We start from the raw sequence: 23,043 nt of genomic DNA on the forward strand, positions 1-23,043 counted from the left end.
GCGTGAGGGTGGTTTCCGTTCCGGCCCGCGTGAGGGTGGTTTCGGCGGTGACCGGGATTCCCGTGGTGGCTCCCGTGAGGGTGGTTTCCGTAGCGGAGGCCCGCGTGAGGGTGGTTTCCGCTCGGGCCCGCGTGAGGGTGGCTTCGGCGGTGACCGCGATTCCCGTGGCGGTGGTTTCCGTTCCGGTCCGCGTGACGGTGGTTCGCGTGAGGGTGGTTTCCGTTCCGGCCCCCGTGAGGGTGGCTTCGGCGGCGACCGGGACTCCCGTGGTGGCTCCCGTGAGGGTGGTTTCCGTAGCGGTCCGCGCGAGGGCGGTTTCCGCTCCGGGCCCCGCGACGGCGGTTCGCGTGAGGGTGGTTTCCGTTCCGGCCCGCGTGAGGGTGGTTTCGGCGGTGACCGGGATTCCCGTGGTGGCTCCCGTGAGGGTGGTTTCCGTAGCGGTCCGCGCGAGGGCGGTTTCCGTTCCGGTCCGCGTGACGGTGGTTCGCGTGAGGGTGGTTTCCGTTCCGGCCCGCGTGAGGGTGGTTTCGGCGGTGACCGGGATTCCCGTGGTGGTGGCGGCTTCCGTTCCGGCCCCCGCGATGCCGGTGGCTCCCGTGAGGGTGGTTTCCGTTCCGGTCCGCGTGACGGTGGTTCGCGTGAGGGTGGCTTCCGTTCCGGCCCCCGTGAGGGTGGCTTCGGCGGCGACCGGGATTCCCGTGGTGGCTCCCGTGAGGGTGGTTTCCGTAGCGGTCCGCGCGAGGGCGGATTCCGCTCGGGCCCGCGTGACGGCGGCTCCGGCGGCGACCGCGACTCGCGAGGTGGCGGCTTCCGGCGAGAACAGGATGGATATCGCTCGGCTCGGGATGATCGGCCACGTGGCGACGACCGACGCGGATCGGACCGTGACGGCGGTTACCGGGGTCGCGATGGTGGCGATCGGAACCGTACCGAGGCTGGACCGAACCGGTTCGACCGCGGACCCTCGCGCGACGGCGAGCAGTCTGCCCGCTCGGACGCGCCCGAACTCCCCGACGACATCGTCGCGACGGACCTTGACGGCGCCGTACGGGCGGAGTTGCTGTCGCTGGCGAAGCCGGTCGCCGAGACGGTGGCCCGACACTTGGTCGCGACCGGCCAGCTGATCGACGAAGCACCTGAGCTGGCGCTTACGCACGCGCTTGCCGCGCGGCGGCTCGCCTCGAGGATCGCGGCAGTACGCGAGGCAGTGGGGCTTGCGGCGTACCACGCCGGCGAGTGGCAGATGGCCATCGCGGAGCTGCGTACGTACCACCGGATGAGTGGCAAGCAGACACACCTTCCCGTGCTCGCCGACTGCGAGCGGGCGTTGGGGCGACCGGAGCGGGCGATCGACCTTTTCCGGGGCGCCGACCGTGAGGCGATGGACCCGGCCCAGGCAATCGAGCTGTTGATTGTCGCCGCTGGTGCCCGGGGCGACCTGGGACAGGGTGACGCGGCGGTGGCCATGCTGCAGGTCCGGGAACTTACCGGTGCGGTTGATGAGCCGTGGGCGGCCCGACTGCGTTACGCCTACGCGGACGCGCTGCTCGCCGTGGGTCGGCGGGAGGAGGCGCGGGAGTGGTTCGCTCGCGCGGCAGACGCCGATGAGGACGCGGAGACCGACGCGGCGGAGCGGCTGCTTGAGCTTGATGGCGTGGTCCTCGAGGGCGATGACGACGACGAGGTGGACGACACCGACGTCGATGAGGACGACGACCAGGACGACGACACCGACGTTGATGTCGACGACGACGACGACGACGACGACGACGACGACGACGAAGAAGACGAAGACGACGAAGACGACGACGAAGACGACGAAGACGACGATGACGATGACGAAGATGACGACCGCGTAGGTAGCGGGACGGAAGCGGGAGCCCAACCGGTTTCGGAGTCGCGCGACGACGTCGACGGATCGGCAGAGCGCGCCGGGTCGTCCGGATCATGAGCGGCACCCCGGCAGGATCGCTGGTCGACGCGTACGACCTGGTCATTTTCGACCTGGATGGCGTGATCTACCTGATTGATCGTCCGATTGCGGGAGCGGTCGAGGCGGTGACCCGGTTGCACGCGGAGCAGAAGTCGCTCGCGTACGCGACCAACAACGCCTCTCGTCGTCCTGCCGAGGTGGCCGACTTGCTCGTCGGGATGGGCGTCAACGCCCGTCCCGACGAGGTGCTGACCTCCTCCGTGGCAGCCGCGGCTGCGCTGGCCGAGCGTCTTCCGGTCGGCGCGCCTGTGCTTGTGGTTGGTGCGGAGGCGTTGCGTGCCGAGGTCCGCGCCGTCGGCCTGGTGCCGGTGGAGCGGGCCGACCAGTCGCCGGACGCGGTGGTGCAGGGTTACGGGCCGCAGGTCGGGTGGTCCGATCTGGCCGAGGCGTCGGTGGCGATCAGGGCGGGAGCGCTGTGGGTCGCCACCAACACCGACCGCACCTTGCCGAGTCCACGAGGCCCGCTGCCGGGCAACGGTTCGCTGGTGGCGGCGTTGCGTACCGCGCTCAACCGGGACCCTGACCTGGTGGTCGGGAAGCCGGAGCCGGCCCTGTTCGGGACGGCCGCCCGGCAGGCCGGAGCGGAACGGCCGTTGGCAGTCGGTGACCGGTTGGACACCGACATCGAGGGGGCGGCTCGGGCCGGCATGGACAGCCTGCTCGTGCTCACCGGGGTCAGCTCGGCGGCGGACCTTCTGGCCGCTCCTCCCTCGACACGACCCACGTACGTGGCGCACGACCTCCGGGGGCTCTTCGACGCCGACTCGGTGGTGCGCCTCGGCGTGGGTTCGACACCGGCGGGGGATCAGGCCGGCACGTTGGTCGTCGAGGCCGACGGTTGGCGGCTCTCACTGAGCGGCCAGACGGCGGAACTCACCGGAGCGGGACGATCTCTGCACGCGCTGCGGCTGCTCTGCGCCGCTGCCTGGTCGGGACACCCGGTTCCCCGGGTACGCCCCGGGTCCGAGGCTGCCGGCACGGCACTGCGCGAGCTTGGCCTCAGCGACTGAGCGTCAAGCGGGCGGCTCGAACCGATTGTTGCCGACAATGCGGGGACTGCTGGTTTGCCCGGATCCTGATGGTGGATCCGGGCAACCGTGTCTTGTCAGATCGCTCGCGCCGAATGCCGCCCCGCCCGGCGGATGTCAGCAGCACGGACGGGCTCCCGGTAGCGGTTGAGGAGGCTATGGCCTTCGCTACAGCAGTTTGCGCAGTTTGAGCAGGTCAAAGGGATTGGCGTCGACGGAGATCCGGCGGGCGGCGAGCGCCTTCGGAACATCGAGCTGACCCGCGACCAGGGAGACGAGATCGTCACTGGTCGTGGTGAGGGCGATTTTCGCGTTCGGGTCGTCGCCGTCGGCGAGGTCGACCAGACGCCCGTCACTGATCCGCCCGTGGAAGGCACAATCCAGGTCGCTGATCCGGCACGCCAACGTCCGTTCGAGGTTGACGTGATCCCGGACCTGGGCCGCATTCGCATCCATTCGCGCCGCCAGGTTATGCAACGCCTCTCGGCACTCGTCAACGCTGGCCAATGCTCGCCCTCCTTGTCGCACGCCACGCCCGTTCCCCGGCACCGTACCGCACCAGGGGGTGACCGGCGCCCGGTAGCGTGACAGCTGATAGTCCGACAGCGAAAGGATTCGGGATGCAGGACGCGTGGCGGGCCTACCTGGAACTGGCCATGGGCGTGACCGAGTCGTCGAGGAAGCGAGCCCAGTCGGTCGCCAGGAAGCTGGTCGGTCAGGGCGGCGCCACCGCCGCCCAGTTGCAGGCTCTGGCCGAGGAGCTGAGGTCCACCGGGCTCGCCAACCGGGAGGCGATGACCAAGCTTGTCCGGTTCGAGGTTGACCGCGCGCTCGGCGTGGTCGGGCTCGCTACCCAGGAAGAGGTCGCGAGCCTGCACGAGCGGGTCGCCGAGCTGGAGCGGGAGTTGCGTAGCGCTCGTACCGCGACAGCCGGTCCGAGCGGACCACAACCGGGTGGGGTCGAGCCAGACGCCGCCGCCCCCGAGACGGCGGCGAAGAAGGCCGTGGCGAAAAAGGCTGTGGCGAAGAAGGCTGTCGCCGCACCCGCTGTGGCCTCACCGGAGGTAGCTCGGCACGGGGTTGCGAAGGAGGCCGTGGCCAAGAAGACCGTGGCCAAGAAGACCGCCGCCTCGTTGGCGAAGAAGGCGGCCGCGGAGCAGGCTCCGCCCGCGACCGCGAAGAAGATCGCCGCCAAGCGACTGCCCCGGCCAGCGAAGAAGGTCGCCTCAGAGAAGCTGCCGCCGGCCACCGGTACGGGTGAGCAGTGAGCACCGCTCCCACCCCCGGGCCACCACGTCCCGGCGTACCCGGGGCCTATCGGCCCGCACCACCCCCGGTCCCGCGCCCGGTCGACCTGCCTGGCCCGACCGGTTCCGAGAGTCCCGACGGTTCCGGCCACCCGGCGGTGGACGCGGCGCTGCACGCCATCGCGAACGCCGCCGACCTTCCTCCGGCGGACCAGATCGCCCAGTACGAAGCCGCGCACCATACTCTGCAGGAGACCCTGGCCACCATCGACCAGGCCTGAAGACCCCCCTTTTCCCCCACCGGAGAGCCCTCGCATGGCACGTCGCACCCGGCTTGATGCCGAACTCGTCCGCCGCGGTCTGGCCCGATCACGCGAGCAGGCCGCCGCGCTGGTGGAAGCGGGACGGGTCCAGGTACGGGGCATGGCCGCCCGCAAGCCGGCGGCCATGGTCGACCCGGCGGACGCGGTCCGGGTGCTCGGTGACGACCCGACCCAGGAGTACGTCTCCCGTGGCGGCCACAAGCTGGCGGGCGCGTTGGCCGCGTTCGGTCCGGACGGGCTGACCGTGACCGGCCGCCGCTGTCTGGACGCGGGTGCCTCCACCGGCGGCTTCACCGACGTGCTGTTGCGCGCTGGCGCGGCGGAGGTGGTCGCGGTCGACGTCGGCTACGGCCAGATCGCCTGGTCGTTGCGGAGCGACGAGCGGGTACGGCTGTTCGAGCGGACCAACGTACGGACGCTCACCCCGGAGTTGATCGACGGCCAGGTCGATCTCACCGTGGCGGACCTGTCGTTCATCTCGCTGCGGCTGGTGCTGCCCGCTCTCGCCGGCTGCACCCGTCCCGATGGTGACCTGGCGTTGATGGTCAAGCCGCAGTTCGAGGTCGGCCGGACCCGGGTCGGCCCGGGTGGGGTGGTCCGGGATCCGGAACTGCGTGCCGAGGCGGTGTTCCATGTGGCTGCCTCGGCTGCGGACCTCGGTCTGGGGCTCGCTGGCGTGGCGGTCAGCCCACTGCCCGGCCCGAGTGGCAATGTGGAGTTCTTCGTCTGGCTACGACAGGGTGCGCCTCCGGCCGACGAGCAGCGGGTGCGTTCGGTGGTGATGGCCGGTCTGCCCGGCGATCGGCAGGCGACGGAGGAGGAGGTCGGATGAGTCGGACGGCACTGCTCGTCACGCATACCGGCCGGCGGCGCAGCACCGAGCATGCCCGTACGGTCGCTGCGGACCTCATCGCGGCGGGTTTCGAGGTACGGGTGATCGCCGAGGAGGCGGACGACCTTGACCTTCCCGGAGTGGTGCCGGTCAGCGGTACGGCCGCGGCCGAGGGCGCCGAGATCGTGTTCGCGTTGGGCGGTGACGGGACCTTCCTGCGCGCCGCAGACCTGGCCCGACCGGCGAAGGCGCCGCTGCTCGGGATCAACCTCGGCAAGGTCGGATTCCTTGCGGAGGCGGAGATTCACGATCTGGACCTCGCGGTGCGGGACGTGGTCAGTCGTGACTACACAGTGGACGAGCGGCTGACGCTCGACGTGCGGGCCGAGTTCGAGGGCGGGCCGACTATCGAGTCCTGGGCGCTGAACGAGGCGAGCGTGGAAAAGGGCGAGCGAGCCCAGATGCTCGAACTGCTCGTCGACGTCGACGGCCGGCCACTGTCCCGGTACGGCTGTGACGGCGTGGTCTGCGCCACCCCGACCGGTTCGACCGCGTACGCCTTCTCGGCCGGGGGGCCGGTGGTCTGGCCGGAGGTCGAGGCGTTGCTGCTGGTGCCGATCAGTGCGCACGCGTTGTTCAGTCGGCCTCTGGTGACCGCGCCCACCTCCACCTTCGTGATTACTGTGGACCCGTTCACCACCCTGGCCGTGCTCTGCTGCGACGGCCGGCGGGTCTACGACCTCCCGCCGGGGGCACGGGTCACGGTGCAGCGCGGAGCCCTGCCGGTGCGGATCGTCCGGCTTCGGCCCCGGCCGTTCACCGACCGGCTGGTGGCCAAGTTCGGGCTACCGGTGCAGGGTTGGCGCGGCGGCCGTAGTTAGGTGACGCGCCTCCCGGGGCGACGTGCCCCTGGAGCTGTGCGTGTGTGGTGTGACGCGCAGTGGACCCGAATGGCGTGTGCACGCAGCCGGTTCGCTGAAACAGGCTCTTGCCATCTTTCGGACAAACGGTCAGTGGAGTCGGATGTCACGGCCCGTCGATTCATGACGCAATGACGTCCGGTGGTGACGCGGTGCCGACGAAACGGCTCACCTGGGTCCCCGCCCGTCGGTCCCGGGCGGTTCCCGGCTCCTTCGGGAGACGTTCCCGGTGGGACCGTCCGGGTTCGGGCCGCCCGTCGGGTGGTCAAGTGTCGGCCCCCGCCACTACTGTCGGGTGCTGTGCTGGAAGAGCTTCGCATCACCGGGCTGGGCGTCATCGAGGACACCACACTGCCGCTGACCAGCGGCATGAATGTCATCACGGGCGAGACCGGCGCGGGCAAGACGATGGTGGTCACCGGTCTCGGGCTGCTCTTCGGTGGCCGGGCCGACGCGGGACGGGTGCGTGCCGACCCCGGGCGCGCCATGGTGGAGGGGCGGTTGCGGCTGAGTGAGCCGACCGCGACCGCCGTGCACACCAGGATCGTCGACGCGGGGGGTGAGCCGGACGACGACGGGGCGGTGCTGCTCAGCCGCACGGTCACGGTCGAGGGCCGGTCCCGGGCGCACATCGGCGGTCGGAGCATGCCTGTCTCGATGCTCTCCGAGGTCGGTGAGCAGGTCGTGGCGGTGCACGGGCAGTCTGACCAGTTGCGTCTGCTGCGCCCGGCCGAACAGCGGGCCTCGCTCGACCGATTCGGTGGACCCGAGCACGAGAAGCTGCTGGAAAACCTGCGCGAGACGTACACCGAGTGGCGGCGGATCGCCGACGACCTCGCCGACCGGCGGCGTAACGCCCGTGAGCGCAACCAGGAGGCGGATCTACTCCGACTCGGACTGGACGAGATCACCCGGGTGGACCCGCAGGCCGGCGAGGACGACGAACTCAAGGAAGAGGCGTCTCGGCTGGAGCACGCCGAAGGGCTGCGTACGGCCGCGCAGGTGGCCCACCAGTGCGTCGCCGGTGGGACGGAGCCGGCTGACGACACCCCGGACGTGACCGCGCTGCTCGGCACCGCCCGTCGCACGCTGGAGGCGCAGGCGGGGGTCGACCGTACCCTCGGCGACCTCGCCGGCCGGCTGGCGGAGGTCGCGACCCTCGTCGGTGACGTCTCCGCCGAACTCTCCGGCTACCTCGCCAGCCTCGACGCCGATCCGGCGCGGCTGGAGACGATCTACGAGCGGCGCGCGGCACTGCGGGGATTGACCCGCAAGTACGCCGACGACGTCGACGGAGTGATCGCCTGGGCGGAGCGGGCCCGGACCCGGTTGTCCGAGCTGGACACCTCCGACGACCTGCTTGAGGAGTTGGACCGGGAACGGCAGCGGCTCGCCGGTGAGGTGGCCGAACTCGCCGCCCGACTCTCGACGGCACGACGTGAGGCGGCGGTCCGCTTCGCCGATCAGGTCAGCGTCGAACTCGCCGGGCTCGCCATGCCGCACGCCCGGATCGAGGTGGCGGTCCTGCCTCGGCCAGCAGGGCGGGCGGAGCCCACCCTGACGGTCAACGGCACCGAGGTCGGAGTCGGCCCGGACGGCGCCGACGAGGTCGAACTCCGGTTGCTGGCCCACCCCGGAGCGCCGTCGTTGCCGTTGCAGCGCGGGGCGTCCGGCGGGGAACTCTCCCGGGTGATGCTCGCCATCGAGGTGGTCTTCGCCGGCTCGGGCGGGCCACCGACGCTGGTCTTCGACGAGGTCGACGCGGGTGTCGGCGGGCAGGCCGCGGTCGAGATCGGGCGCCGACTGGCCCGGCTGGCCCGCAGCCACCAGGTACTGGTGGTAACCCACCTGCCGCAGGTCGCGGCGTTCGCGGACCGACACCTGGTGGTGGCCAAGGACACCGGTGGTGCGGTGACCACCAGTGGGGTGCGGGTGGTCGAGGACACCGACCGGGCTCGGGAACTGGCCCGGATGCTGGCAGGTTTGCCGGACTCGGACCTGGGTATCGCACACGCGGAGGAGTTGCTGGCCGTCGCGGCCAGGGACCGCCGTCCGTAGTGGGGGAATGTGACATCTGGCACATGGAACAGGCAATGAGTCTGGTTCGCTAAGGTAACGGCCTGCTTGCCGCCCTGCTCAGGCATGTCGTGACGGAAAGTCGTGCTCGCGCATGCCAGGATGGTCCCGATGCGTCTACCCATCTTGCGCCGGACCCGGACTGCGGAACCGGGCATCGTCGTGGGCACCGCCCGCCTCGACCGCCGGACCAAACGTCTGGTGGGTCGCCTGCGCCCCGGTGAAATCGCGGTGATCGACCACGTCGACCTCGACCGGGTCGCCGCCGACTCACTGGTCGCGGTCGGCGTCGCCGCTGTCCTCAACGCCAAGCCGTCGGTTTCCGGTCGTTACCCCAACCTCGGACCCGAGGTGCTGGTCAAGGCCGGTATCCCGCTCGTGGACGACCTCGGTGAGGATGTCTTCCAACTGCTGCGCGAAGGTGACACCGTCCGGATCGACGGCAACACCGTCTACGTCGGCGACGAACCTGTCGCGCACGGCGGGCGGCAGGATCCGGAGACCGTGGCCAAGGCGATGGCCGACGCCCGGGAAGGGCTCTCCGTGCAGTTGGAGGCATTCGCCGCCAACACCATGGACTACCTGAAGCAGGAACGGGACCTGCTGCTCGACGGGGTCGGCCTACCGGACATCGAAACCTCGATGCGGGGACGGCACTGCCTGATCGTGGTACGCGGCTACGACTACAAGGCCGACCTCGACGTGCTGCGCCCGTACATCCGGGAGTTCAAGCCGGTACTCATCGGCGTCGACGGTGGCGCGGACGCCCTCGTCGAGGCGGGCTACACACCGGACATCATCATCGGCGACATGGACTCGGTCACCGACGACGTGCTCCGCTGCGGCGCCGAGGTGATCGTCCACGCCTACCCGGACGGGCGGGCACCGGGGCTGGCCCGGGTGGAGCAGCTCGGCGTCACCGCCATCACCTTCCCCGCCGCGGCGACCAGCGAAGACCTCGCCATGCTGCTCGCCGACGGCAAGGGCGCCTCGCTGATCGTCGCGGTGGGCACCCACGCCACCCTGGTCGAGTTCCTCGACAAGGGTCGTGGCGGCATGGCCTCGACCTTCCTCACCCGGCTCAAGGTGGGCGGCAAGATGGTCGACGCGAAGGGAGTCAGCCGGCTCTACCGGCAGAACATCTCCGGATCGTCGCTGCTGCTGCTGGTTCTCTCTGCGGTGGCCGCGATGGCCTCCGCGGTGGCGGTATCCACCGTGGGCAAGGCCTATCTCGGGGTGGCCTCCGAGTGGTGGGACAATCTGGTCTTCCAGCTCGGGCAGCTGTTCTAGGCCGTCCACGATCAAGGGGCTGTAAGCGTGATCAATTTTCGGTACCACGTGGTCTCCATCACCGCGGTCTTCCTCGCCCTGGCGATCGGGCTGGTGGTCGGGACAGCGGCCCTCAACGGCCCGGTGGCCGATTCGCTCAGCGCGAGCGTCAACGAGCTGCGCAAGGACAACGACCAGCTCCGGGAGACCGTCGGCAGCCTGCAGGAAGAGGTCACCCGGGAAGAGGACTTCGCCCGGGAGTCGGCACCGCTCCTGCTCGGCGGCAAGCTCGCCGGCCGTCGGGTGCTGGTCCTGGCCCTGCCGAGCGGGGAGAAGCACGTCGACGGAGTGATCGAGATGCTGCGGCAGACCGGCGCCACACTCACCGGCCGGATCGAGATCCAGGACAAGTTCGTCAAACCCGACAACAGCGTGGATCTGCTCGGGCTCGCCGAAAAGGCCGCCCGTCCCAGCGTCTCGGCCAACGGCCTACCCGGCAACAGCAACGGCGTCGAGACCTCCAGCGCCTTCCTGGCCAGTGCCCTGCTGGACCGCGCGGACGGGACGTCCGCCACCGAGCAGGACCGCCGGTCGGTGCTGGACACGTACAGCAACGCCGGCTATCTCACCGTCAGTGACAAGGTGACCGGCCCCGCCGAGGCGGTCGTGGTGGTCAGCGGACAGCCGTACGTCGACCGCGACTCCGCCCAGAAGGACCAGGCCGTGGTGACCATGACCGAACAGTTCGACAAGGCCGTACCGCTCGTCGTCGCGGGCAGCGGCAGCAGCACGGGCAACATCGTCCAGGCAGTCCGGGACGATCCCGCGCTGAGCAAGACGATCTCCACCGTCGACCACGCCAACACGGTGCAGGGACAGGTGGTGACCGCACTCGCGTTGATCGAACAGATCGTCGACAAGAAGGCCGGCCCGTACGGGATGGGTCCGGGCGCCACGCTCCTGCCGAAGCAGCCCGAGTGAGCGCGCAACGGAGCGCCGGCCGCCGTTGGGTGGCCGGCCCGGCGGCGTTGGCCGCCCAGGCCGCCCTGCGGCTGGTCAACCGGCTACCGGTGGCGCCGGCCCTGGAGCGGACCAACTTCCGTGGCCGGACGGTCACCCTCGCCGGGGGACCGGCGCTCGCCTCCGCGGCCTCCGCCGCCGCCGCGATCGGCGCACCCAGCGGCCCCGCCGCCGCCGCCGCGCTGGTCGCCGGCATCGGCTCCGGCGCGGTCGGCCTCTACGACGACGTGGTCGGCGCCCGGCCGGAGCAGAAGGCGGCCAAGGGTTTCGCCGGGCACGTCGGTGCGCTGCGCCAGGGACGGGTGACCAGTGGACTGGTCAAGGTCGCCGGAGTCGGCGCCGCCGGTCTGGCCGCCGCCGCCCTGCTCGCCGCCGACCCGACCGTACGATCCCGACGTCGGCGGCGCGGCCGGTTCGGGCAGGTGACGGACGTACTACTCGGCGCCGGGGTGATCGCTGGTACGGCGAACCTGGTCAACCTGCTCGACCTGCGCCCCGGGCGGGCGCTCAAGGCCGGCGTGGTGCTCGGCACCCCACTTCTGCCCGGCCCGGCCGGGGGACTCGCCGCCGGACCGGTCGGGGCCGCCACCGGGCTGCTCCCGGCAGACCTGAACGAGGAGATCATGCTCGGCGACTGCGGGGCCAACGCGCTCGGTGCGCTGCTCGGGGTGGCGCTCGCCGCCCGTACCGGGCCGGTGGGGCGGGCCGGCATCCTGACCGCCCTGGTGGCCCTCACCGCGGCCAGCGAGAAGGTCAGCTTCACCCAGGTCATCCAGAACACCCGAGGGCTGCGCGAGCTGGACGCCCTGGGCCGGCGACCCTCCTGACGTGACCGCACCGGCACCCCTCGCCGGCACCGGCCGGGTCGCCGGGGCAGCCGCGCTCATCGCCGTACTCACCGTCGCCAGCCGGCTCGCCGGCTTCGGACGTACCGGCATCTTCACCTGGGTCGTCGGCGAGACCGACCTCGGTGGCGTCTACGTCGTCGCCAACACCGTGCCGAACATCGTCTTCGAGATCGTCGCCGGTGGGGCGTTGGCCAGTCTGGTCGTACCGCTGCTCGCCGGCGCGGTCGCGGCCGGCGACCGGCGCGCGGTCGCCGAAACCACCGGGACGCTGCTGACCTGGACGGTCACGCTGCTGGTCCCGCTCGCGGCACTGGTGGCGCTCTTCGCCGGGCCGATCGTGTCGCTGATCATCGGCGACCCGACCCCGGCCCAGCAGGACGCCGGGACCCGGATGCTCCAGATCTTCGCCCCGCAACTGCCGCTGTACGGGATCGGGATCGTGCTCACCGGAGTGCTCCAGGCCCACCGGCGGTTCGCCTGGCCGGTGCTCGCGCCGCTGCTCTCCAGCCTCACCGTGATCGGTGTCTACCTGCTCTTCGGCACGGTCGACGGGCGCGGCGAGCCGATCTCCCACACCAGCACCGGCGGTCAGTTGATCCTCTCGGTCGGCACCACGCTCGGGGTGCTGGTGCTCTCCGGCTGCCTGCTCGTCCCGGTGAGTCGGCTGCGGCTGAGACCCCGACCCGGGTACGGCTTCAGCGCCGAGAACCGCCGCCGGGTCGGTGGCCTCGCGGCGGCCGGCGCGGTGACCCTGACCGGGCAGCAGGTGGCGCTGCTGGTGATGCTCCACCTCGCGGCCAGCACCGACGTCGACAACCCGGTGCTGCTCAACCTCGCCCAGACCATGTACCTGCTGCCCTGGGCGGTGCTGGCGGTGCCGTTGGCGGTGGCGGCGTACCCGACGCTCGTCGCCACGTACGCGGACGGCGACGAGGAGGCGTTCCGGCGTACCCTCGCCCCGACCACCCGTGGTCTGCTGATCCTCAGTTGCCTCGGCGCGGCGGCGCTGATCGCCACCGCGGTACCGGTGGCCCGGTTCTTCTTCCCCACCGCCCCGGGCCCGGCCGCCGCCGCGATCGCCGGCTTCGGACCCGGGCTGCTCGGCTACGGCCTGTTCGCCGTTCTCTCCCGGGCCCTCTACGCCCGCGGTGAGACCCGGTCGGCGGCGACCACCACCGCCGCCGGCTGGCTGGTCGTGCCGGTTGTCGCGGCCCTGCTCGCCTGGCTCCTGCCGGACGCCGACCGGCTGCTCGCGGTCACCCTCGCCAACTCGATCGGCATGCTCGCCCTCGGCGGCCTGCTCATCCGGGTGGTCACCCGCCGGGCCGGTCGGGCGGCGCTCGCCGGCCTCACCCGGTCCGGGCTGGTCGGCCTCGCCGCCGGTACGGCCGCCGCGCTCGCCGGCAGCGCAGTCGCCCACTGGTTGCCCGGAGTGCTCCCCGCCACCCCGACGAAGGTGGATGCTCTGCTGCAGGGCATGCTGTCGGGAGTCGTGGTAGCGGCGGTGTTCCTCGCCGTGGCCTACCCACTGGACCGGCACGACGTACGCCCGCTGGTCGGTTCGGTGACCCGGCGTCTGAGTCGTCTGACCCGTCGGCTGCGACCCGGTGCCGGCCGCGACGGGACCCGCCCCGGTCAAGGAGACGAAAAGGAGACGGTGTCCGGGTGAGCGCGAGGAGTGAGCTTGCGAGCCCCGCAGTCGCGAACGGAAGGCCGGTTCGGGTGAGCGCGAGGAGTGAGCTTGCGAGCCCCGCAGTCGCGAACGAAGGGTCAGCTTGGTGAGCGCGAGGAGTGAGCGTTCCGAGGTGGCGGATGGTTGGGACGGATCGGTCGTCCTGCTCCTCGCCTCCAGCACCGGCGGCGTCGGTCAGCACATTGCCTCGGTGGCGCGTGGACTGGTCGCCGGAGGCGCCTCGGTGACCGTCTGCGGGCCGGTCGCGACCGATCAGCAGTTCGCCTTCACCGCCACCGGCGCGCGGTTCGTCCCGGTCGAGATTCCGGCCAGCCCGACCCCGGCCGACGGCCGGGCCGTCGCCGCCCTGCGCCGGGTGCTCGCCGGGCCGGTGGATGTGGTCCACGCCCACGGGCTGCGTGCCGGGCTTGTCGCGGCGCTGGCCCGGCCGCGCCAACCGCTCGTGGTCACCTGGCACAACGCGGTCCTCGCGGGTGGGCTGCGGGGGCGGTTGTCCCGCTGGGCCGAGCGGATCATCGCGCGGCGGGCGCAGATCGCCCTCGGTGCCTCCGCGGACCTGGTCGAGCGGGCTGTCGCGATCGGCGCCAGGGACGCACGACTGGCACCTGTTGCCGCACCGGCCCTGCCGACCGCGCGCCGTAGCCGGGCCGCGGTACGGGCCGAGTTCGGGGTGGCGCCCGATCAGCCGTTGCTGCTCTCGGTCGGCCGTCTGCACCCACAGAAGCGGTACGACGTACTCGTCGAGGCGGCGGCGGGCTGGCGGGACATGGAGCCACCGCCGGTGGTGCTGATCGCCGGCAGCGGCCCGTCCTACCTGCCGCTGGCCGCCGACATCTCGGCGGTCCGGGCCCCGATCACCCTGCTCGGGCACCGGACCGACGTCGCGGACCTGCTCGCCGGCGCCGATCTGGCCCTGGTGACCAGTGACTGGGAGGCACGTCAGCTCTTCACCCAGGAGGCGCTGCACAGCGGTGTGCCGCTGGTGGCGACCGCTGTCGGCGGCATTCCCGAGCTGGTGGGGGACGCGGCGGTACTGGTGCCGCCGGCCGACCCCGCAGCGCTCGACCGGGCGGTGCGCGACCTGCTCGCCGACGACGTACGCCGGGCCGAGTTGGGCCGGCGGGGTCTCGCCAGGGCGGGAACCTGGCCGACCGAGGCGGAGACCGTCGCCCAACTGGTCGGGCTCTACGCGGAGCTGGCGCCGGGAGCGGTTCGTCCAGCGGGCACCCCGCACATCCACGACCACGGGCGCGGCTGATGCTGCGTCGACTGGTGCCCGTGTTCCTGACCGCGGCGGTCGTGGTGTCGGCCGTCGCGGCACTGGTGGTCCGACCGGCGGTCGGTGCCCCGCAGCGTACCGCCGACTACGTGGTGCTGGCCGGGGTCGCCGGTCTGCGCTGGGAGGACGTCGACCCGCAGAGCACCCCGAATCTGTGGCAGCTCGCCGAACGGGGTTCGATCGGCTCGCTTTCGGTGCGCTCGGGTCGGACGCCGACGTGTCCGGTGGACGGCTGGCTCACCCTCGGCGCCGGCAACTATGCCGCCTGGGACGGCGACCCGGTCAGCGCCGACTGTTCGCCGCCGGAGGTGACCGTCGAGCAGCCGGACGGCATCGGCGCGAACCTGCCCGCGCAGCAGACCACTGTCCGGTACAACAAGGAACGGCAACCCTGGGGTGCGATCCCCGGGGCACTCGCCGAGTCGGTGCGCTGCACCGCCGCGATCGGCCCCGGTGCCGCGATCGCGGCGGCCCGCCCGTTCGGCCGGGTCGACCGGTACGCGCCGACGCTGCCGGCGAACCCGAGTGAACTGCTCGCCTCCTGCGTACTCAGCATTGTCGACCTCGGTGCCGTCACCGGCGACGACCCCGCCGTACGCGCCGCCGCCGCGCGCCGCGCCGACAGCGCCCTGGCCCGGGTGTTGGCGGCCCGGCCCGCGCGTTCGCTGGTCGTGGTCGCGGGTATCTCCGACACCGACGAGACCTCCCGGCTGCACGTCGCGGTCGCTGACGGCCCCGGCTGGTCCGGCGGTTGGCTCACCTCCTCCGGCACCGGCCGCGAGGGCTACGTACAGCTGGTCGACCTGGCACCGACCGCGCTTGCGGCGGTCGGCCGGCCGATGCCGGACCGGCTCTTCGTCGGGCAGGCGGCGACGAGTGTGCCCGGCCGCCCGGCCGACCTGGCCACGGCGATCGCGCAACCGGCGGACGCGGACCGGGAGGCGGGCGCGCAGCGGCACGTGGCGAGCTGGTTCTTCGTGTTGCTGGCCGGGTTGCAGTGTCTCCTCGCGATCGCGGTGCTGCCGCTGTTGCGGCGGGCCCGCCGGCACGCCGGTCCGACCGGCCCGGCCCCGGCTTCCCGCCGGGTGGTGGCCGTGGTCGAGGTGCTGCTGATCGCTGCCGCGTTGGCGATCCCGGCGGCCCTGGTCGCCGACGTGGTGCCGTGGTGGCGGGCGGATCGGGGGGGCATCTACTTCGGGTTGATCACCGTGTTCGTCCTGGGTGTCGGTGCCGCCGGGATCCGGCTCGCCCGGATCTACCAGCGGACGCTGGGGCCGATGGGCAGTGTGGCCGGGCTGGCCGCGCTGGTCGTCGGGGTGGACGTGGTGACCGGTGCCCGTCTGCAACTCAACGGTGTCGCCGGCTATTCGGCTCTTGAGGGTGGCCGGTACGCCGGTCTCGGCACCGTCGGGCTCGGCGTTTTCGTCGCCGGGACGCTGCTGGTCGCCGGCTGCCTGGCCCAGCAGGTCCGGCGGAGCTGGCGGCCGGCGGTGGTGGTGCTGGTCGGTGGCATCGGTGTGGTGATCACCGGCAGCCCGTACCTCGGCGCCGATTCGGTCGGGGCGGTGGCGATGACCGCCGGGGTCTGCGTCGCCGCGGCGATGAGCACCGGCGGCTGGTTGACGCTTGGCCGGCTTGCCTGGGCGACCATCGCCGGCCTGGCGGTGACCATCGGTTTCGCCGTGCTCGACATGCGCGCGCCCTCAGGACAGCAGGGGAGCCTGGGGCGCTTCCTGGGCGCGGTGGCGGATGGTACGAGCGGACTGACCATGCACCGGTCCGGCACCGCGAACCTGGACACCCTTGTCAGCAGCCCGTTGACCGTGCTCGCGGTGGTTGGCGGGGTGCTGGTGTGGTTCGCGCTGCTGCGCCCCTGGGGCGGCCTGAAGCGGCTGTTCGGGATCTACCCGGCGGTCCGGGCGGGGATGGCCGGTATCACCATCGCCACGTTGATCGGCGGTGTCCTCGGCGGGTCGGCGCTGAACGTTGCGGGTGCGGCGGCGGCGTTGACCGTGCCGCTGGCGGCCCTGGCCGCACTGCGGGTGCTCGACCACGCCGCGGACCGTACCCAGCCGGTGCCGGTCGACGGCGGGCCGGCGGGGGAGTCTGGCCCGGTGGGGCGTTCGGACGTGCTGGAGCAGCCGGCGCGGGGTCTGGACGAGGACGAACGTCCGGAATCCAGGGCTGATCCAGGTGCGGCGGAACATCCGGAATCGGCGGAAAATTCGGACACGGCGGAACGTTCGGATACCGCGCGGGGGCCGGGGAAGATCGCGCCGTCGTCAGCCGAACCGAGCCGGCAGTAGGTGCGACCGGCGGGGGTGGTCGTAGGGGTGTTACCGTGGAATCCCGTGGATCGCGTGATCATTTTTCTGATCAACACGACGGTCTGCACGACCGCAACGGACGACCACGGGAGCAGGCGTTGGCCCCATCAGCACGGACGACCAAGCACATTTTCGTCACCGGGGGCGTCGCCTCCTCGCTCGGCAAGGGCCTGACCGCCTCGAGCCTCGGAAATCTGCTCACGGCTCGCGGTCTACGGGTCGTGATGCAGAAGCTCGACCCGTACCTCAACGTCGACCCCGGCACGATGAACCCGTTCCAGCACGGTGAGGTCTTCGTCACCGAGGACGGCGCCGAGACCGACCTCGACGTCGGCCACTACGAGCGGTTCCTCGACCGGGCGCTCTCCGGCAAGGCGAACGTCACCACCGGCCAGATCTACTCCGCGGTGATCGCCAAGGAGCGGCGTGGGGAGTACCTCGGCGACACCGTCCAGGTGATCCCGCACATCACCAACGAGATCAAGGCCCGGATCCGGTCGATGGCCGACGCGGACGAGGACGGCCGTACGCCGGACGTGGTGATCACCGAGGTGGGTGGCACGGTCGGCGACATCGAGTCGCTGCCGTTCCTTGAGGCGATCCGTCAGGTACGCCACGACATCGGCCGGGACAACTGTTTCTACCTGCACGTGTCGCTGGTGCCGTACCTCGCCCCCTCCGGGGAGCTGAAGACCAAGCCGACCCAGCACTCGGTGGCGGCGCTGCGCAACATCGGTATCCAGCCGGACGCGATCGTCTGCCGCTCCGACCGGGAGATCCCGGACACGCTCAAGCACAAGCTCTCGCTCTACTGCGATGTCGACCGGGAGGCGGTCATCGCCGCCCCGGACGCGCCGAGCATCTACGACATCCCGAAGGTCCTGCACAACGAGGGTCTCGACGCGTACGTCGTACGTCGGCTCGGGCTCTCCTTCCGGGACGTGGCCTGGCACGGCTGGGACGACCTGCTGGAGCGGGTGCACCACCCACAGCACACGGTCCGGGTGGCGCTGGTCGGCAAGTACGTCGACCTGCCGGACGCGTACCTGTCGGTGAGCGAGGCGATCCGGGCGGCCGGGTTCGGTCACCGCGCCCGGGTGGAGCTGCGCTGGGTGCCGAGCGACGAGTGCGTCAGCCCGTCCGGGGCGGCTGCCGCCCTCGCCGGGGTCGACGGCATCGTCATCCCCGGTGGCTTCGGCGTACGCGGCATCGAAGGCAAGATCGGCGCTTCGCGGTACGCCCGGGAGAACGGCATCCCGATCCTCGGCCTCTGCCTCGGCCTGCAGTGCATGACCATCGAGGTGGCCCGTCACCTGGGCGGGCTCGAGGGCGCCAACTCGCTGGAGTTCGACGAGCAGGCCGGCCACCCGGTCATCGCAACCATGGCCGACCAGGAGGAGATCGTCGCCGGCAAGGGCGACCTCGGCGGGACCATGCGGCTGGGTTCCTACCCCGCCCGGCTCACCGAGGGTTCGATCGTCGCCCAGGCGTACGGCGACACCGAGATCAGCGAACGGCACCGGCACCGGTACGAGGTGAACAACGCGTACCGGGACGCCCTCACCAAGGCCGGTCTGCGGATCTCCGGCACCTCGCCGGACGGCCGGTTGGTCGAGTTCGTCGAACTCGACCGGGAACTGCACCCGTTCTTCGTGGCGACCCAGGCGCACCCGGAGCTGAAGAGCCGTCCGACCCGCCCGCATCCGCTCTTCGCGGCGTTCGTCGGTGCGGTCGTCACGTACTCGCACTCCGACGAGCTTCCGGTCGAACTGGCCGCTACGGTCGCCACCGCCGCCCCGACCGAGACGGCCGGCACCGGCACGCCCGAGCCCGAGCCCGAGCCCGGGGACGGGGTCGCGGCGGCGCGGCGTGGCGCCGGTCAGAACGGCAGCAGCCGGTCGAGCCGGGCGAGGTCGGCCTCGTGACCGCCGCGCCCGGCGAACACCGGTACGAGGTGAAGTCCCAGACCGAGCGGTACGACGGCCGGGTCTTCTCCGTCGTCACCGACGAGGTGGTGATGCCGGGCGGCCGGGTCGCGCCCCGCGACTACGTACGGCACGTGGGCGCGGTCGGGGTCGTGGCGCTCGACGACGACGGCCGGGTGGTCCTGATCCGTCAGTACCGCCACCCGATCGGCCGGATGCTCTGGGAGCTGCCCGCGGGCCTGATCGACGTGGTGGGGGAGGCGCTGCCCGCCGCTGCCCTGCGGGAACTGGCGGAGGAGGCCGACCTCACCGCCGGTCAGGTCGACCTCCTGGTCGACCTGCACACCTCACCGGGCGCCTCGACCGAGCTGATCCGGGTCTTCCTGGCCCGGCAGCTCGCCGAGGTTCCGGTGGCGCAACGTCACGAGCGGCGGGACGAGGAGGCCGAACTCCAGGTGGTCCGGGTCGACCTCGACCAGGCGGTGGCGATGGTCCTCGCCGGTGAGATCACCAACGCCGCCTGCGTCGGGGGTGTGCTGGCCGCAGCCCGTGCCCGCGACATGGGCTGGGCGCCACTGCGACCGGCAGATGCCCCGCTGCCGGGCTGAACGTCTGTTTTCGGCACCCACGGGCCGGCTCCGGTCGTCGTCGCGTACGACGGCCGGAGCCGGCCCGTTGCCGTACCCGCCGCCATGGGTACGCCAAGACTCGGGACCGCCACGGCTGACACATCGTCAGGCTCAGCCGTCACTGCCTGTCACAATGGCGGCTGCTCGACCCGTCCGACGGTTCTAGACTGCCGCCGGCGGTACTGATGGACCGCGCCGGCAACGAAGCTGGCGCGTGCCGAGCGGCCGGGGTGTTCGACCCCGGAAGGAAGGTGTCTCATCGTGAAGGTCGGAATCCCCCGCGAGGTCAAGAACCACGAGTATCGCGTGGCTATCACCCCGGCGGGTGTGCACGAGTTCATTCGCGGCGGCCACGAGGTCTTCGTCGAGGCCGGAGCCGGAACCGGCTCGTCCATCACCGACGAGGAGTTCGCCTCGGCCGGTGCGACGATCCTGGCCAGCGCGGACGAGGTCTGGGGCACCGCCGAACTGGTCCTCAAGGTCAAGGAGCCGATCGCCGAGGAGTACCACCGGATGCGTCCCGGTCAGGTGCTCTTCACGTACCTGCACCTGGCCGCCTCGAAGACCTGCACCGACGCCCTGCTCGACCGGCGGGTGACCGGCATCGCGTACGAGACGGTGGAGACCGCCGACCGGTCGCTGCCGCTGCTCGCCCCGATGTCCGAGGTCGCCGGCCGGCTCGCCCCGCAGGTGGGCGCCTACCACCTGATGCGCTCCGGCGGCGGGCGCGGGGTGCTGATGGGCGGCGTCTCCGGCGTCTACGCCGCGAAGACCGTCGTGATCGGTGCCGGCGTCTCCGGCATGAACGCCGCCGCCATCGCGCTCGGCCTGCAGGCCGAGGTGCTGCTGCTGGACCGCAACGTGAACCGGCTGCGCCAGGCCGACGCGATCTACCGGGGTCACCTGCAGACGGTGGCATCCAACGCGTACGAGATCGAGCGCGCCGTCCTCGACGCCGACCTGGTGATCGGCGCGGTGCTGGTCCCGGGCGCGAAGGCCCCGACGCTGATCTCCAACGAACTGGTCTCCCGGATGAAGCCCGGCAGCGTGCTGGTGGACATCTCGATCGACCAGGGAGGCTGCTTCGAGGACTCGCGGCCGACCACCCACGACAACCCGGTCTACCCGGTGCACAACTCGCTCTTCTACTGCGTGGCGAACATGCCCGGCGCGGTCCCGCACACCAGCACGTACGCCCTGACCAACGTCACCCTGCCGTACGCTCTGGAACTGGCCAACCACGGCTGGCGCGAGGCGCTGCGCCGCGACCCGGCGCTGGCGCTGGGTCTGAACACCCACGACGGCCAGGTCACCTACGGACCGGTCGCCGAGGCCCACGGCATGAGCAGCGCCGCCCTCGCCGACGTGCTGGCCTGATCCGACCAACCACCGTCGGGAAGAGGGCCGGGGCCTGACCGGAGAGCAGCGGGAGGCCGGAGACGGGGAACAACCGTCTCCGGCCCTGCGCCGTGCGGTGCGCGGTTATCTCGACCACCTCACGGTCGAGCGCGGCCTGTCGACGAACACGCTCTCCTCGTACCGTCGGGACCTGGACCGCTACCTGGCCGAACTGGCCGGCGGCGGGGTCACCGACCTCGCCGCCGTCGCACCAGCCGACATCACCGGCTACGTCGCCCGGCTGCGCGAGGGGGACGACCGGCATCCGCCGCTCGCCGCGGCCTCGGCCGCCCGCGCCGCCAGCGCGGTCCGTGGTCTGCACCGGTTCGCCCTGCGGGAAGGGCTGGTCGGTGTCGACGCCAGCCGTGACGTCCGCCCGGCCGTGCCGACCCGCCGACTACCCCGGGCACTGGACGTGACCGAGGTGGTGCGGCTGCTGGAAACCGCGACCCCGGACCAGCCCGGCGGCGCCGACGGCCCGCTGACCCTGCGGGACCGGGCCCTGCTGGAATTCCTCTACGGCACCGGCGCCCGGATCTCCGAGGCGGTCGGCGCGGCCGTCGACGACCTCGACCTGGGCCTCGACCGCCTCGGCGCCGCCGGTCCCGGGGCGTCCGGTGCCGAGGTGTCGGGTGCCGAGGTATCCGGTGCCGAGCCGCCCGGTTCCCGACCCTACGAGGGCACCGCCGTGCTGCACGGCAAGGGCGGACGGACCCGGACCGTGCCGATCGGCGGGTACGCCACCGAGGCGCTGCGCGGCTATCTCGTCCGGGCGAGACCGCTGCTGGTGGCGAACGGCCGGGGTACGCCAGCGGTCTTCCTCAACGCCCGGGGCGGTCCACTCTCCCGACAGAGTGCGTGGACGATCCTGCGCCGGGCGGCGCAACGGGCCGGGCTGCCGGTCGACGGGCCACGGGCCGTCTCGCCGCACACCCTGCGCCACTCGTACGCCACCCATCTACTCGACGGCGGCGCCGACGTACGGGTGGTGCAGGAACTACTCGGCCACGCCTCGGTGACCACCACCCAGGTGTACACGTTGGTGACAGTGGACCGGTTGCGGGAGGTGTACGCTACCGCTCACCCGCGAGCCCGAGGCTGACCGGCGGATCTGCCGTCGGTTCTGCCACGTCGACACGCCGGCACGGTGCCCGCAGGGGTGACGGGACGTGGCGTACAGTCGGCATCGGCGCGGGCCTCCTGGGGTGCAATCGAGGTTCGCAGCGGCGCTGCGCGGGACGCCGATCGGCTTCGACGCCGAGCAGTCGTCGGAAGGGGGCGGAACAAGGACATGGCTGGCAACGGTGACCGTGCTGAGGCGTGGACCTCCGCACTCCGCGAACAGCAGTCCGGGTTCGACCTCGGCGCGGAACTCGGCCCGGCGGACCCTGCCGCGTACACCATGCGTAAGCCCATTCCGGAGCCGATGCCGACCGATCGGCACGGTCCCGCCCGGATCCTGGCGCTGGCGAACCAGAAGGGCGGCGTGGGCAAGACCACCACGACCATCAACCTGGGTGCCGCGCTCGCCGAGTACGGCCGCAAGGTGTTGCTGGTCGACTTCGACCCGCAGGGCGCTCTCTCCGTCGGGCTCGGAGTCAACCCGCACAACCTTGACCTCTCCGTCTACAACCTGTTGATGCAGGACGACGTCACCGCCGAGGACGTCCTGATCAAGACGGACGTGGCCGGGCTGCACCTGCTCCCCGCGAACATCGACCTCTCCGCCGCCGAGATCCAGCTGGTCAACGAGGTCGCCCGGGAGATGGCACTGGCCCGGGTGCTGCGTACGATCCGCAAGGAATACGACTTCATCCTGATCGACTGCCAGCCGTCACTCGGCCTGCTCGCGATCAACGCGCTGACCGTCGCGCACGGCGTGCTGATCCCGCTGGAATGCGAGTTCTTCAGCCTGCGTGGGGTGGCCCTGCTCCTCGACACCATCGACAAGGTGCGCGAGCGGCTCAACTTCGACCTGGAGTTGGAAGGCATCCTCGCCACCATGTACGACAGCCGCACCACGCACTGCCGGCAGGTGCTGCAACGGGTGGTGGAGGCGTTCGGCGACAAGGTCTACCAGACCGTCATCACCAAGACCGTGAAGTTCCCCGAGTCGACCGTCGCCGGTGCGCCGATCACCACGCTCGACCCGGCCTCGTCGGGGGCGCGCAACTACCGGCAACTGGCCCGCGAGGTGATCGCGCAACAGGCCGAGCGGTAGCCGGCCGTTGCCCAT

19 protein-coding genes and 1 pseudogene are annotated in these 23,043 nt (G+C 71.5%); 18 read left to right on the plus strand and 2 right to left on the minus strand.

Going from position 1 to position 23,043, the window contains the following annotated elements:
• Positions 1-1,102: hypothetical protein (locus tag ACIBF5_RS31725; RefSeq protein WP_396816576.1), on the minus strand; the 1,102-nt coding region annotated here is incomplete at its 3' end.
• On the opposite strand from ACIBF5_RS31725, the gene ACIBF5_RS31730 reads away from it, so the two are divergent.
• Both ACIBF5_RS31730 and ACIBF5_RS31735 read left to right on the plus strand, forming a co-directional pair.
• A complete protein-coding gene (locus tag ACIBF5_RS31730) occupies positions 1,058-1,951 on the plus strand; it encodes a Replicase polyprotein 1ab (RefSeq protein WP_396816577.1) in 894 nt (297 codons plus the stop codon). The genes ACIBF5_RS31725 and ACIBF5_RS31730 overlap by 45 nt on opposite strands.
• Complete coding sequence (locus ACIBF5_RS31735; RefSeq protein WP_396816578.1) at positions 1,948-3,003, plus strand: HAD-IIA family hydrolase; 1,056 nt, start codon at positions 1,948-1,950, stop codon at positions 3,001-3,003. The genes ACIBF5_RS31730 and ACIBF5_RS31735 overlap by 4 nt, the downstream gene beginning before the upstream one ends.
• A gap of 186 nt (positions 3,004-3,189) precedes the next feature.
• Here ACIBF5_RS31735 and ACIBF5_RS31740 read toward each other — a convergent pair whose 3' ends face one another.
• Positions 3,190-3,528 carry an alkyl sulfatase C-terminal domain-containing protein gene (locus ACIBF5_RS31740; protein WP_396816579.1) on the minus strand — a complete coding sequence of 113 codons (339 nt, stop codon included), beginning with the start codon at positions 3,526-3,528 and terminating at the stop codon, positions 3,190-3,192.
• A gap of 113 nt (positions 3,529-3,641) precedes the next feature.
• Here ACIBF5_RS31740 and ACIBF5_RS31745 point away from each other — a divergent pair, with 113 nt between their 5' ends.
• From ACIBF5_RS31745 to ACIBF5_RS31820, 16 genes and pseudogenes are all read left to right on the plus strand, one after another.
• The gene (locus ACIBF5_RS31745; protein ID WP_396816580.1) at positions 3,642-4,289 is read left to right on the plus strand and encodes a phasin family protein; all 648 of its coding nucleotides are present in this window, start codon (positions 3,642-3,644) and stop codon (positions 4,287-4,289) included.
• Entirely contained in the window at positions 4,286-4,549 is a 264-nt protein-coding gene (locus ACIBF5_RS31750) for a hypothetical protein (protein ID WP_396816581.1), read from the plus strand. The genes ACIBF5_RS31745 and ACIBF5_RS31750 overlap by 4 nt, the downstream gene beginning before the upstream one ends.
• Positions 4,550-4,583: 34 nt before the next feature.
• Positions 4,584-5,423 carry a TlyA family RNA methyltransferase gene (locus ACIBF5_RS31755; protein WP_396816582.1) on the plus strand — a complete coding sequence of 280 codons (840 nt, stop codon included), beginning with the start codon at positions 4,584-4,586 and terminating at the stop codon, positions 5,421-5,423.
• Positions 5,420-6,304, plus strand: a complete 885-nt coding sequence (locus ACIBF5_RS31760; protein ID WP_396816583.1) for an NAD kinase — start codon at positions 5,420-5,422, stop codon at positions 6,302-6,304. Before ACIBF5_RS31755 ends, ACIBF5_RS31760 begins: the two co-directional genes overlap by 4 nt.
• A 339-nt stretch (positions 6,305-6,643) precedes the next feature.
• On the plus strand, positions 6,644-8,401 hold the full coding sequence (gene recN / locus ACIBF5_RS31765) for a DNA repair protein RecN (protein ID WP_396816584.1): 1,758 nt from the start codon (positions 6,644-6,646) through the stop codon (positions 8,399-8,401).
• Between the two features lie 129 nt (positions 8,402-8,530).
• Complete coding sequence (gene steA, locus ACIBF5_RS31770; protein WP_396816585.1) at positions 8,531-9,709, plus strand: putative cytokinetic ring protein SteA; 1,179 nt, start codon at positions 8,531-8,533, stop codon at positions 9,707-9,709.
• Between the two features lie 27 nt (positions 9,710-9,736).
• Positions 9,737-10,669, plus strand: a complete 933-nt coding sequence (locus ACIBF5_RS31775) for a copper transporter (RefSeq protein ID WP_396816586.1) — start codon at positions 9,737-9,739, stop codon at positions 10,667-10,669.
• Positions 10,666-11,535 carry a hypothetical protein gene (locus tag ACIBF5_RS31780; protein WP_396816587.1) on the plus strand — a complete coding sequence of 290 codons (870 nt, stop codon included), beginning with the start codon at positions 10,666-10,668 and terminating at the stop codon, positions 11,533-11,535. The genes ACIBF5_RS31775 and ACIBF5_RS31780 overlap by 4 nt, the downstream gene beginning before the upstream one ends.
• A 1-nt stretch (position 11,536) precedes the next feature.
• Positions 11,537-13,225 carry a murein biosynthesis integral membrane protein MurJ gene (murJ, locus tag ACIBF5_RS31785; RefSeq protein WP_396816588.1) on the plus strand — a complete coding sequence of 563 codons (1,689 nt, stop codon included), beginning with the start codon at positions 11,537-11,539 and terminating at the stop codon, positions 13,223-13,225.
• 109 nt (positions 13,226-13,334) lie between these two features.
• Complete coding sequence (locus ACIBF5_RS31790; protein WP_396816589.1) at positions 13,335-14,507, plus strand: glycosyltransferase family 4 protein; 1,173 nt, start codon at positions 13,335-13,337, stop codon at positions 14,505-14,507.
• Positions 14,507-16,834 carry a hypothetical protein gene (locus ACIBF5_RS31795; RefSeq protein ID WP_396816590.1) on the plus strand — a complete coding sequence of 776 codons (2,328 nt, stop codon included), beginning with the start codon at positions 14,507-14,509 and terminating at the stop codon, positions 16,832-16,834. Before ACIBF5_RS31790 ends, ACIBF5_RS31795 begins: the two co-directional genes overlap by 1 nt.
• A gap of 119 nt (positions 16,835-16,953) precedes the next feature.
• Positions 16,954-18,672, plus strand: a pseudogene (locus ACIBF5_RS31800) (CTP synthase); the annotation flags it as partial.
• A 104-nt stretch (positions 18,673-18,776) separates the two neighbouring features.
• Complete coding sequence (locus ACIBF5_RS31805) at positions 18,777-19,388, plus strand: NUDIX domain-containing protein (RefSeq protein WP_396816591.1); 612 nt, start codon at positions 18,777-18,779, stop codon at positions 19,386-19,388.
• 282 nt (positions 19,389-19,670) lie between these two features.
• Entirely contained in the window at positions 19,671-20,786 is a 1,116-nt protein-coding gene (ald, locus tag ACIBF5_RS31810) for an alanine dehydrogenase (RefSeq protein ID WP_396816592.1), read from the plus strand.
• 97 nt (positions 20,787-20,883) lie between these two features.
• Positions 20,884-21,909: a site-specific tyrosine recombinase XerD gene (locus ACIBF5_RS31815; RefSeq protein ID WP_396816593.1), complete on the plus strand. Its 1,026-nt coding sequence runs from the start codon at positions 20,884-20,886 to the stop codon at positions 21,907-21,909.
• Positions 21,910-22,098: 189 nt separating this feature from the next.
• Entirely contained in the window at positions 22,099-23,028 is a 930-nt protein-coding gene (locus tag ACIBF5_RS31820) for a ParA family protein (protein ID WP_396816594.1), read from the plus strand.
• The last annotated feature ends 15 nt before the right edge of the window (positions 23,029-23,043 follow it).

It is taken from the genome of Micromonospora sp. NPDC050417 (assembly GCF_044458865.1).
Lineage (GTDB): Bacteria > Actinomycetota > Actinomycetes > Mycobacteriales > Micromonosporaceae > Micromonospora_G.

Bases quoted from the DNA above. Each gene is read 5' to 3' on its own strand.
- ACIBF5_RS31755 (WP_396816582.1), top strand. From the start codon at position 4,584: ATGGCACGTCGCACCCGGCTTGATGCCGAACTCGTCCGCCGCGGTCTG.
- ACIBF5_RS31820 (WP_396816594.1), top strand. From the start codon at position 22,099: ATGGCTGGCAACGGTGACCGTGCTGAGGCGTGGACCTCCGCACTCCGC.
- ACIBF5_RS31735 (WP_396816578.1), top strand. From the start codon at position 1,948: ATGAGCGGCACCCCGGCAGGATCGCTGGTCGACGCGTACGACCTGGTC.
- ACIBF5_RS31745 (WP_396816580.1), top strand. From the start codon at position 3,642: ATGCAGGACGCGTGGCGGGCCTACCTGGAACTGGCCATGGGCGTGACC.
- ACIBF5_RS31795 (WP_396816590.1), top strand. From the start codon at position 14,507: ATGCTGCGTCGACTGGTGCCCGTGTTCCTGACCGCGGCGGTCGTGGTG.
- ACIBF5_RS31760 (WP_396816583.1), top strand. From the start codon at position 5,420: ATGAGTCGGACGGCACTGCTCGTCACGCATACCGGCCGGCGGCGCAGC.
- steA (WP_396816585.1), top strand. From the start codon at position 8,531: ATGCGTCTACCCATCTTGCGCCGGACCCGGACTGCGGAACCGGGCATC.